The organism is Marimonas lutisalis (assembly GCF_005434965.1).
Lineage (GTDB): Bacteria > Pseudomonadota > Alphaproteobacteria > Rhodobacterales > Rhodobacteraceae > Marimonas_A > Marimonas_A lutisalis.
On record NZ_SKCI01000005.1, the window covers coordinates 185,012 to 196,491 of the forward strand.

The 11,480-nt window shown below is 59.3% G+C and carries 10 protein-coding genes and 1 tRNA gene; 3 read left to right on the top strand and 8 right to left on the bottom strand.

All coding sequences use genetic code 11. The features are described from left to right. Positions 1 to 103 precede the first annotated feature (103 nt). Entirely contained in the window at positions 104 to 1,888 is a 1,785-nt protein-coding gene (gene ggt / locus E0501_RS19345) for a gamma-glutamyltransferase (RefSeq protein WP_137703073.1), read from the bottom strand. A 245-nt stretch (positions 1,889 to 2,133) separates the two neighbouring features. Continuing rightward, on the bottom strand, positions 2,134 to 3,120 hold the full coding sequence (locus tag E0501_RS19350; protein WP_137703057.1) for a 2-hydroxyacid dehydrogenase: 987 nt from the start codon (positions 3,118 to 3,120) through the stop codon (positions 2,134 to 2,136). Positions 3,121 to 3,266: 146 nt separating this feature from the next. Between E0501_RS19350 and E0501_RS19355 the strand changes: the two genes are divergently transcribed. The 3 genes from E0501_RS19355 (at position 3,267) to E0501_RS19365 (ending at position 5,242) form a co-directional block, all read left to right on the top strand. After that, positions 3,267 to 3,725 carry an SH3 domain-containing protein gene (locus tag E0501_RS19355; RefSeq protein WP_407943469.1) on the top strand — a complete coding sequence of 153 codons (459 nt, stop codon included), beginning with the start codon at positions 3,267 to 3,269 and terminating at the stop codon, positions 3,723 to 3,725. A gap of 67 nt (positions 3,726 to 3,792) precedes the next feature. Further along, positions 3,793 to 5,106 (top strand): mechanosensitive ion channel domain-containing protein, encoded by a 1,314-nt coding sequence (locus tag E0501_RS19360; RefSeq protein WP_137703059.1) that lies wholly within the window; start codon positions 3,793 to 3,795, stop codon positions 5,104 to 5,106. A 61-nt stretch (positions 5,107 to 5,167) separates the two neighbouring features. After that, positions 5,168 to 5,242: transfer RNA gene (locus tag E0501_RS19365), tRNA-Gln, on the top strand. A 172-nt stretch (positions 5,243 to 5,414) separates the two neighbouring features. Here E0501_RS19365 and E0501_RS19370 read toward each other — a convergent pair. From E0501_RS19370 to E0501_RS19395, 6 genes are all read right to left on the bottom strand, one after another. Continuing rightward, entirely contained in the window at positions 5,415 to 7,058 is a 1,644-nt protein-coding gene (locus E0501_RS19370; protein WP_235857915.1) for a recombinase family protein, read from the bottom strand. Beyond that, the gene (locus E0501_RS19375; protein ID WP_328591486.1) at positions 7,055 to 7,597 is read right to left on the bottom strand and encodes a DUF2924 domain-containing protein; all 543 of its coding nucleotides are present in this window, start codon (positions 7,595 to 7,597) and stop codon (positions 7,055 to 7,057) included. The genes E0501_RS19370 and E0501_RS19375 overlap by 4 nt, the downstream gene beginning before the upstream one ends. Beyond that, the gene (locus tag E0501_RS19380; RefSeq protein ID WP_137703061.1) at positions 7,512 to 7,820 is read right to left on the bottom strand and encodes a DUF3489 domain-containing protein; all 309 of its coding nucleotides are present in this window, start codon (positions 7,818 to 7,820) and stop codon (positions 7,512 to 7,514) included. Before E0501_RS19380 ends, E0501_RS19375 begins: the two co-directional genes overlap by 86 nt. Before the next feature lie 446 nt (positions 7,821 to 8,266). Next, positions 8,267 to 9,223: a retron St85 family RNA-directed DNA polymerase gene (locus E0501_RS19385; protein ID WP_137703062.1), complete on the bottom strand. Its 957-nt coding sequence runs from the start codon at positions 9,221 to 9,223 to the stop codon at positions 8,267 to 8,269. A gap of 688 nt (positions 9,224 to 9,911) precedes the next feature. Continuing rightward, the gene (locus tag E0501_RS19390) at positions 9,912 to 10,664 is read right to left on the bottom strand and encodes a phosphoribosyltransferase-like protein (protein ID WP_137703063.1); all 753 of its coding nucleotides are present in this window, start codon (positions 10,662 to 10,664) and stop codon (positions 9,912 to 9,914) included. Positions 10,665 to 10,982: 318 nt separating this feature from the next. After that, positions 10,983 to 11,357 (bottom strand): type II restriction endonuclease, encoded by a 375-nt coding sequence (locus E0501_RS19395; protein ID WP_137703075.1) that lies wholly within the window; start codon positions 11,355 to 11,357, stop codon positions 10,983 to 10,985. Positions 11,358 to 11,480: the final 123 nt, after the last annotated feature.

An 11,480-nucleotide genomic window follows, 5' to 3' on the forward strand; every position in this document is an offset into this window, starting at 1 on the left:
AACAACTCCCGGTACCTTGCCTGTTACCGGCAAAGTACTAGCCGAAGGCGTTGTTCAATCTTGGGATGAAACGGGGCAATTTCTGGGCGTTTTGCCCGCGCGCTCAGTGCCCCAGCGCAATCCCCTCGCGCCGCGGGTCCGCGCCGCCCTTCAACCCCTGGCCCAGCGCAATCGCATGCAGGCCCGAGTTGAGCGCACGCGCCTTCACCTCGTATCCCAGGGCTTTCAGCGGCGCCTCCAGCGCGGTCGCCTCCGTGCCGGTTTCGATGTCATAGGCACCGAACCGGTTCACCAGGTGCGGCAGGGCCACCGCCGCCTGCACGTCCATCCCCCAATCCAGGTGGGCGATGATCGTCTTGGCAACATAACCGATGATCCGGCTGCCCCCGGGGCTGCCCAGCACCAGCACCGGCCTGCCATCGCGCAGAACGATGGTCGGCGCCATGGACGAACGCGGCCTCTTGCCGGGCTCCACCCGGTTGGCCACCGGCACGCCGTCGCGGTGGCTGCGGAACGAGAAATCAGTCAACTCGTTGTTCAGCAGAAACCCCCCCACCATCACCCGCGATCCAAAAGCGTTTTCAATCGTCGTCGTCATCGACAACGCGTTGCCATACTGATCGACGATCGAGATATGCGAGGTCGACGGCAGCTCGATCGCGTCGTCATCGGCCCAGTTCAGCGCGTGGTCGAACTCGGGCGCGCCCGGCGCCACCTCTGCCAGCGCCTCGCCCCCCTGCAGCAGCGCCGCGCGCCGGGCCAGATAATCCGGCGCCACCAGCCCCTTCACCGGCACCGGCACGTAATCGCTGTCGGCCATGTAGCGCCCCCGGTCGGCAAAGGCCAACCGGCTGGCATCGCCGATCAGCCGCCAGGCCTCGGCGCTCCCGGGGCCCAGCGCGGCCAAGTCGTAGGGCTGTAACAGCCCCAGGATCTGCCCCACGGTCAGCCCGCCGGAACTGGGCGGGCCCATGCCGCACACCTCGTGCCCGCGATAGGGCACGCAGACCGCCTCACGCTCGCGCACCTGATAAAGGCTCATGTCGATTTCGCTCAGAAGGCCGGGATTGTCCTCGATGCCGCGTACCTTCTCCACGATCGCCTGGGCCAGCTTTCCGGAATAGAACCGCCGCGCCCCCTGCCCCGCGATGGCGCGCAACGTCTCGGCATAGGCCGGGTTGCGCAGTGAATGCCCCTCGGCAACCGGCAGGCCACCCGGCAGGAAATAGGCGCGCGCCTCCGGGTCCTTCGACAGCCGCATGCTGTCGGCGGCCACCAGCGTCGCCAGCCGCGGCGACACTGTAAAGCCCTCCTCGGCCAGCCGTATCGCCTGTGCAAACAGCCCGGCCCAGTCCGACCGGCCCCATTTCGCATGCGCCGCCTGCATCAGCGCCGGCGTCCCCGGCACACCGACCGAACGCCCGCCGACGACCGCGTCGAAAAACTTCAGCGGCTTGCCGGTCCCGTCCAGAAACAGCGTCGGCCCCGCCGCCAGTGGCGCGGTCTCGCGCCCGTCCAGCGTGGTGATCGTCCCGCTCGCGCCATCATACCAGACAAGGAAGGCGCCGCCCCCCAGACCCGAGCTTTGCGGCTCGACCAGGCCCAGCACCGCTTGCACGGCCACCATCGCGTCCGCCGCCGTGCCGCCCGCCGCCAGCACCTCGGCCCCTGCCGTCACCGCGTAGGGGTTTGCGGCCGCCACCATCCAGTGCCGCGCCTCGACCGGCTGGCCGGCCTGCTTGGCTGCCAACGCCGCGTCGACCTGCGCGCCCAGCGCCGCGGCCCCCAGCGGCGTCGCCGCTTCGGGCGTCACGCTGTCGGTGGTCTGCTGTGCCGAAGCATGTGTTGCAGCCAGCAACAGAATGCCGGCCCGGATCAGCCGTTTCATCCACGCCATGGCATCGCCCTTCCCTGTGTCTGTTTTCATCCCCGGCGACAGCTTGCGCGAATTTCGCCACTCGCGCAATTCGCTAACCCGCATCAGATCGCTGCGGAACGGCAACAGCGCGCGCTGTATTAAGTTAATCCGGCGTCAAGAAATGCGTTTTCCGGCGGCAGCCGGATGTCAGCCGGGCGGTGCACGCATGTCACCCTCCCGGATTTCGACCGTGCGGTGGCGTTAACCCCGCCCCCTCACAGCATCGATGGAACCACCAGATCAGGCGGGCGGTGGCCGTCATCGAAGGTCTTGATATTGATGATGACCTTCTCGCCCATCTCCATCCGGCCTTCATGCGTGGCGCTGGCCATATGCGGCAACAGGACGACATTGGGCAACTCGCGCAGCTTCGGATTCACCTCGCTGCCATGCTCGTAGACATCCAGGCCGGCGCCGCCGATCTCATCGGCTTCCAGCATCCGTGTCAGCGCGTTCTCGTCGATCACCTCGCCCCGCGAGGTGTTGACGATCACCGCGTCTTTCTTCAGCAATTTCAGCCGCCTGGCATTCATCAGGTGAAAGGTGCTGGGAGTATGCGGACAGTTGATGCTGATCACGTCCATGCGCGCCACCATCTGGTCAAGGCTTTCCCAGTAGGTGGCCTCGTACTGCGCCTCGATTTCCTCGCGCAGCCGGCGGCGGTTGTGATAGTGGATCTGCATGCCAAAGGCCTGCGCGCGCCGCGCCACGGCCTGGCCCACCCGGCCCATGCCCAGGATGCCCAGCCGCTTGCCATGCACCCGGCTGCCCAACAGCGCGGTCGGCGCCCAGCCGGCCCATTCACCCGCCTGCATCCGCGCCAGCCCCTCCGGAATCCGCCGCTTCACCGCCAGCATCAACGCCATTGTCATGTCCGCCGTATCATCGGCCGAAACGCCCGGCGTGTTCGACACCAGGATGCCGCGCTGGCGGGCGCTGGCCACGTCGATATGGTCCACACCTGAGCCATAATTCGCGATCAGTTTCAACCGGTTGCCCGCTCGCGCCAAAAGGTTGGCGTCGATTTCGTCGGTGATCGCCGGCACCAGCACGTCGGCGTTTTCCATCGCCTCGGCCAGCTCCGCCCGGCTCATCGGCGTATCGTCCTCGCGCAGCCTCACGTCGAAGAGTTCCTTCATCCGGGTCTCGACCGCCTCGGGCAAGCGTCGCGTAACGACAACACTCAGGCGTCCAGTTGGCATGCTCGTCCTCCCATCGCTTTCAAACCGTGCGCGTTACTGGCAAAGTGACCGATAGTCAGCCGAGGCACAAGAACCTCGTGCGAATTCATCGGGCAATTCGGGCAGGACCCATGCGCAGGCTCCTTATCTCGTTGTTTCTTTCAGCAATGCTGGCCACCGGCGCGGCAGCCAGCGACGCGCGCGGCGCGGTCACCAACCTTCCGATTCCGCGCTTCGTTTCGATCAAGACAGACGAATGCAACGTGCGGCGCGGCCCGTCGCTCACCCATCGCATTGACTGGGTGTTCCAGCGCAAGGACATGCCGGTGGAGGTCACCGCCGAGCACGGCCACTGGCGACGCGTGCGTGACCGCGAAGGCGCTGGCGGCTGGGTGCATTACTCGCTTCTCTCGGGCGTGCGCACCGTGATCGTCGAGCAGGACATGCTCGATCTCAAGATGCAGCCCGAACCCGAGGCGCAGGTCAATGCCCGCCTCGAACTGGGGGTGATCGCGCGCCTGGGCGAATGCACGCCCGACTGGTGCAAACTGACCGCCGGAGGCTATCGCGGCTGGGCCCCCAAATCCGCGCTCTGGGGCGTCAAGCCTGACGAAATCCGCGATTGACCCTTTCCAGCCGACCCCGACCGTGGCTATCGTTCGGGAATAGTGAAACCATTAGCCAAATTTTAACATGTTTCGTCTATTCCTGAGCTTCATCGCCGCCCTGGCGATTCTTTCGGCCCCCGTTCGGGCCCAGACCGAGGATCAGCCGACCGGCACGATCACGGTAGAAGACAGCGCCACACAGGATGCCGCCATCGCCGTGCGCATCCGCGATATCCTGTCCGAGCTTGGCGGCTACGAGGATGTCACCGTGACCGTGTCCTCGGGCATCGTCACTCTGCGCGGCACCACGCTCGACAATGCCTCGGCCGCGCGACTCAACGAAATCGCGGGCCGGGTCGAAGGCGTGGTCACGATCCAGAACAAGGTGGTCGAAACCACCGATGTGGTCGAGCGGCTCAATCCCGCGATGCAGCGCTTCAGCGACCGGCTGAAACAGTTCATCGCCTATTTGCCGCTTTTGTCGGTCGCGATGCTGGCCTTCCTTCTGGTTGTGGTTCTCGGCTTCTTCATCGCCCGCCGCAAACGCCCCTGGGACAGGCTTGCCCCCAACAGCTTCATCGCCGATATCTACCGGCAACTTATCCGCCTTGCCGCGATCATCGCCGGGATGGTCGTCGCGCTTGATATCCTTGATGCAACGGCGCTTCTCTCTACCATCCTCGGCGCGGCGGGGATCGTCGGGCTCGCCATCGGTTTTGCCGTGCGCGACACGGTCGAAAACTTCATCGCCTCGATCATGCTCTCGATCCGCCAGCCCTTCCGCCCCAACGACGCGATCGAGATCGGCGGCGACGAAGGCAAAGTCATCCGCCTGACCAGCCGCGCCACCATTCTGCTCAACTGGGATGGCAACCACGTGCGCATTCCCAATTCAACGGTCTTCAAAAGCCGCATCCTAAACTATTCCCGAAACCCCGAACGGCGGTTCCAGTTCGATCTGGGCGTGGCCTACGGCACCGATCTGGCACAGGCGCTTACGCTCGCACATGACACGACGAACGCCCTGCCCTTCGTGCTCGACAGCCCCGCCGTGAACGTCTGGCTGACCGAACTGGGCGGCTCCGATATCGGCCTGCGCGTCACCGCATGGATCGACCAGCGCGAAACCTCGATCCTGCAGGCGCGCAGCGAAGCGATCCGCCAGGTTCTCGCCAGCTTCGAGGCGGTCGGCATCGAAATGCCCGAACCCACCTATCGCGTGCTGACTGGCGACCTCGAAACGCCCGCCGCACCCATTGCCGCCACCGCTCCCGACTCCGCCCCGGCTTTCAGCGTCAATGCCAATGCCGAACAGGAACTGGCCGAGATCGTCGAGCAGGAACGCGAGGCCATGAAACACGAGGATCTGCTCAACCGCGACGGCGCCGCGGAAGAGTAGAAATTTTTTCAACAGCGGGCTTGCATGCCACCGCGATCCTGCGTAATTAGCACGCCACCGTTGGGGTGTAGCCAAGTGGTAAGGCAGCGGTTTTTGGTACCGTGTATCGTAGGTTCGAATCCTACCACCCCAGCCACACACTTCCCCAAATCGAGACCATGCAAGGTGCTCTCCGCTTAGTGGCGCAATTTCAGAGGGTTGCGCGGCAGGTGCGCCTACGCAGACTCTGATTAGCCCCACGAATAGCTCTCAAATCTGCAGAAGTCTGCGCGGGCCGTTTTCGCCATACGAGGTTGAGCAAGAGGGGATCAGAGAGTCTTCAAGAGTAGGCGTTGTTTTGCCCAGTCCGATGGCAGGTCATGGCGCAGGCACCACTCGGTGGTGAAGCCGACAGGCTGCTTGCCATCCAGAACATCCCGCACAATGTCCGGCGCCAGGAAGGCAAGGCCGATCAGGTGCTGGATACGACGCTTGGAGGTGTCTTCTTTGTTGGCGATTTCCGAGAAGGTTTCACCCGCCTTGATCCGCTCGAACCAGATATGCGCTCTGGCGATGTTTCGGATCAGGGTTTCGTCTGTGTCGGCCTGAACATCGGTGAGGATGATCTTGGTTTCCACGCCCCGCTTGCGAAGCTGGAAGGGCATGTTGTGGAGAAGGATGCCATCGTCCAGGTCGTCCGGATCGGCGTTGATCATCTCTGCGAGCGTCGACGCATCGAGGCGAAGCCTCATGTAACCGGGCGCAATGTTGATCTTGTCCACCAGGTCCAGCAAAGCGGGACCGTCGGCCTCGGCAGCCTGAGGTTTTATGGCCTTCGCGTGTTTGCCAATCGCATCGGCAGACGCACCCGGAACAAGTCGGACTGCGAAGCTACTGTCTGACAGAACCGACCGGACGAGTTCAGCAACCTTCCGTTCTAGCTCTTCCGCTGGCAGCCGCCAGGCGTCAGGATGCGGTTGACCACTCTGCGCAACCAGCCGATGCGAGATGTAGTAGCGCAACCGAACACCGCTTTTTGTCTTCGAATGCGAGGGCGTCAGGCGATCTCCGGTTTCGTCGAAGAGCTTGCCGCAGAGCAGACTTATGCGTTTCGCAGAAGCTTTGGACCGGCTGCGGGCAGCGCAGGCTCGCAGTCTCTTCTGCACCCTATCCCAGCGGTCCGGGTCGATGATGGCCTCATGCTGCCCCTCGAAGACCTTTCCCTTGTGGCGGATACGCCCGGCATAAATCGGGTTGGTCAGTATGTGATGGACATGACCGCGGTCGAAGACACCGCCGCCGGTTACCTTCCCATTGGCCGACGTTCTGCGCCGGCTGCGCAGCTTGCGCTGGTCCACCTCGTCCTTGACCGCCCGCACCGTGCCCAGGTGTTCGTAGAGATCGTAGAGGGTTCTGATTGTCTCAGCTTCCGGTTCGTTAATCTTCAGCGTCCGGCCATCCGGGTCGTACCCCATAGGAACAGAGCCTCCCATCCAGAGCCCCTTGCGCTTGGAGGCGGCGATCTTGTCCCGGATGCGCTCGGCCGTCACCTCGCGTTCGAACTGGGCAAAGGAAAGCAGCATGTTGAGCGTCAGCCGCCCCATGCTCGTTGCTGTGTTGAAGGATTGGGTGACCGAGACGAAGGAGGCCTCGGCTGCGTCGAGGATATCGACGATCTTCGAGAAGTCCGCCAGTGACCGCGTCAGCCGGTCGATCTTGTAGACCACGATCTGGTCCACCTGGCCCTGTCGCACCGCATCCAGCAGGCGTTGCAGCGCCGGGCGTTCCAATGATCCGCCAGACAGGCCACCATCGTCATAGAACTCAGGCAGCAGCACCCAGCCTTCGTGCTTCTGGCTGGCGACATAGGCAGCACAGGCCTCCCGCTGGGCATCGAGCGAGTTGAACTCCTGCTCCAGACCGTCTTCCGAGCTCTTGCGGGTATAGATCGCGCAGCGAAGTTTCTTCATCATTTCTTGCTTACCTGTCGCCCTTTTTTCGCTTTTCCTTCTACTTTCTGATCCAAAATTCGAAGATTATTCCCCTTGGCGCCCAACCCGAAGAACCGAGGACCAGACCAGGTTGTGCCGGTGATGTGCTTCGCGATCGCCGAGAGCGAGGCCCACGTCCTCCCGTCCATGCGGTAGCCCTCGGCCAAAACCTCGACCTGGTAGGTCCGCCCGTTCCACTCCCGCACGAGATGCGCACCCGGGCGCAGCCTGCCCTTTGACGTCTCCGCGACCGACCGCCCGTCTGCGATAGCCCGCAACGCTCTCTTCAAAGCCGTCGGCAATCTGCCATGCGCCCTACACTGCACATCGTAGGCCAGTGCGTTTTCCATGAACCCGACCGACAGATACGGCGGAGGCGGAGACCCGAAGACTTCCTCCCATCGCTGCTGGACCCGGTTCCTCTCGGGATTTGGCTTACCTGGCATCAGACGGTGCCCCGGCTTGCGCTGAAAGTTCAGCGCTTGGCTCAGCCGTGATCCTGTAGCGTGTCGGCTTCCCATCTACTGGCTTCTCAGCCGCTATATTGTAGCCGGCCTTGCGCAATCCGGTTAGCGCGGCGCGTGTCGTATGGTTCTTCCAGTCAAGTTTCCTGCTGACCGCGGCGATGTCCGCACCTGTCTTGGCCCTCAGCATCCGGATCAGTTGGGCTTTCTTGGTGATCCGTTTTGTTTCGGGTTTTGCTGTTGCACTTGCTTTGCACTGGGCGGGTTTTGCCGTCGTCATCGTTGTCTCCTTTGCTCAGCGTCAGGAACTTTCTGCTCCTGCTACCGAGCAAGGCCCGGCAATCCGGGCAGAGGGTGACGAACAAGGGGATGCGTCTCTGGAGACAGTACCGCTCTGGTAGCAGCAGAAGTCCAGCTAGAAGTGCAAATTAGAATGAATCTTTCTGCAAATGGGAAACACGTGAAAACGGCGGGAACCGGTCGTTCGCTGCGATTGCAAGCGAACCGTGCCATGCGGGCAAAAGCGGACACTGGCGATCAGATTGGGAGTAAATGACAGTTCTTCAATTGTTTGTAGTTTTGATCCCTACCGCGGAGCAAAACCATCAATAACGTAGCTACAGCCCTGATGATTATCCATACGCAACGAAAGGGCGACGCAAGGATTTTAGGCCGTCGTGTAGCTTTTTCGATCCACAATAAAGACCACAGCGAAAGTCTGAATTTTTACAAAGGCAAGTAGTCAGGCGCAGCAGACAGAAACCTTTCACGGCACCGGACAAGACGAGGGTGGTCCGGCTCGATCTGCGCCCAAAAATCAAGCTTACCCTTCAGTCTCAAAATATAGCTCGGGTCGTAGATCTTCTCGGCGTTTACGTGCCCCGCCACACCATAACGCCAAATATAGAAAACATCCTTCTCTACCTCACGCCGGAACTTTCTAGTTGGTCTTGGGGTGCCGGTGGAGATATCGAGGCCGGTGACGACCATCTTTTGCCCAGACTCAACATACCGGGTTTTCTTGTGATTTATCCTGAAGCCCTCTGAGACTGCGCAAGTTGTTACGAAACTTTGAACCTCATCAGCATCCATTTCTCCAGAAATAGCGATATCATCTGCGTATCGCGTGTACTTCAGTCCCCGTGATCTAGCATAACCTACGAGCCTAAGGTCAAAGCGGCGCGCAACGACATTTGATAGCATAGGGCTGGCCGGACTTCCCTGTGGTGTCGCGCCCTTCAGTGTACAAATCTTCGCAAGATAGACGGAAACCAGCGTTGAATATCCTAGCGATGAAAATAGCCCCACGAGACGCCGTTCTGAAATTGAAGGGAAAAAATCCTTGAAGTCCATCTTTAGCAAGAATTGCGCCCCGCAATGCACTCGCGCATTGGTTAGGATAGAGCGTTCGGGCAAATATGCGTGAGCTACGCTGCTGACTTTGCATGAAGGTAGTATCGTTTGCGCAATCCAACGCTGACAATGAAGCAATGACGGATAGGGAGCATCTATTTGCCGGCGGCCTCCTGACCGCTTGGGGATCTTGAAGCTTCGATAAAACGATGAACTAGAGTTAATTATTGAGGATAAGGTGCTTTCTTCGATACCCAGCAAATCAGACAAGCTCTTGAAACCAAAAATGACCGGTACGCGGTTTCGCACAAGCGGTTCCACATAGGCCATGTAAGTCGCTGAAATATCTTCGCTGATACCATAATCATCGAAGAGGTCCCGCCAGGCGGCTAGATGGTTCCCTGTGCGATATGTTGGCCGGCGCACGACTACTACTTCCCACTTCCGTCTGGAAGACGCTCCATAACGACATCTTGCGACTGCAAGATGTCGTTATGGCGCGGATTCAGATTCAAAGAAGATGAACCCGCTGCCCGCAGGGAGATGCGAAGTCGGAACGAGTTCGAATCTCCCTGCTGGAGGTTAAACTCAGCCTTAGCTGCCGAAGCGACTTCGCTTCGAAACACTAGCCGAGCGCCAGCCTTGTCTTTTGATACCATCCTACTCATTCTCAAGTCCAGCCTGCTCAAACAACGCAGGGTCTACCTCGGATCGCCTCGGTAGATAAGGCGTGAAGGGGCCTAGGCTGTGCTTGCGTCGCTCGCTCGGTACCTGCCGCCATACCTTCGACTTCCGTGAAAATTGCTCGACTGCAAGGCGAGCCGCTGCATCTCTGCCGTCTCGAGTTGCACGTATTTTAAACTTTTCGATTGTCAGGAGACCCTCGGCAGCCAACTTTCTACTGAAGTGGGCGACCACGGCGGGGGTTTGCCGGAAAGAGTGCATCAGAGTAGTCACGTCAACACCGTTTTCGGCGCGTGCCACGCGGATAAGCATACGAGCATACTCTGAGGAAAGCTTAATAGTCATAGTTCGGTTCATCCCTTTCTAACAGCGGGACGAAAGCATCACCGTTTGCCAAGTGCTTCCACCAAAAAACCGGGAAATTATTGTTGGGTGGGTTACCGTTCTGAAGAAAGAATAACGATTCAGCCTGCCCATACCCAAGGGACGGAAAAGGTGTCATACGCGCCCGATCTAGCCGCGCCTCGATACCTTCCATAAGGTTCTTTTTTTGATCTACTTGAGCAGGGTCAATTCGTTGCGAGATGCTGGCTGGCATCTCAAACTCCGAATAGACTTCAATTCCTTCAGCTTGAATCGCCGCTAAAGCATTTTTCATAGCCGCAAGTAAACAAACTACAATTCTAGGGTTGATTTCAACGCCTGTGCTATTCGCCTTATCCTGAATTCTGGCCTTCAGATCATTGACGCGGGCGATAATTGTACCACCCGTGCCAGAAAATTCTTCCACTATAACAATGTTTGGGCGCTCTACACAGTACTTGATTGCTTCATGTCCCCTAGATCTCTTCAAAAATCTAGGAAAGCCATTCTCAGTCAGACGATTTTTTAGCATTTGAAGCAACATTTGAGAGCTGTCGGGCTCATTATCGATTGCTGTGGTAATTACTTGTGTCTGGTCCTCAGCAACCGAAATTCCGTTGCAAATACGGTCCGCCATTGCACCTAGTAACAATTGCAGACGCTCCTCGTCGATGTAATTAAAGTTCTTTAGCAAATCTAGGACTAGCTCGCGCTCTTCGTCCATGTGGGCGAGTTCAAGCAGCTGTTCAATCTTCGGCTCATGTCGCTGTAGCCAAGTCTGTACAAAGTAGAGTTCAAATAGCTCTCTTTTGAATTCTCTACCCTGTGTCAAAATTCTTTGTCCTAATCTCGGTTCGATTGCTCTGATGGAGCCATTTTTTGCAGTATGGTACAGCTGTTTGCAACATGGAACGCAATTTCGAAGCAGCCATGCTAACCCAAACGCCATCACTTGGATGCGAAAACGCAAAGTCCGCTTTGGGCATGCTTCACATGCGCAACGTCGCGAGTCCTGAGCGGCAGCTCTGGGCCGCTAGCGTTTTCAGATCAGTAATCCCTGCCATCCCCGCAGTTCACACACAACCTCAAGAAAGTCCCCGACTCCCATAAGCCAGGGAAGCTGATCAGGCTGATAGGTGCTGTGAAGTGAGGCCGGCAGAACTAGCTGCAGACCATGGCTCCGCATCTCCGCCGTCTGAATTATCGAAATAGCCGGCTCCAGAGTGAGCAGATGCTTGGTCCGGATACGGTCTGCTTCCGCCAAGACCTGGCGCCAGCGGTCCTTGCAACTTGTCTTTACTGCAAGCATGGCAAGCTGTTCATCTGGATACCGGTGGTCGGCATATTCATCCTCGCCCGGAAAAAGGAAGTCTGCGGCGTTTCGTTTCTCAGTCGTGGCTTCGCGGGTGTAGCTGATTGTCTGACGTCAGCGCCAATGGGACAGTTTAGGCTGAATTGATAAGAGAGGGTTTCTGGCACATCGTAACCACCAAGGAGTGGAGATGAGACAGAAACCCGGAACCAAGCAGAGCCACGGCGA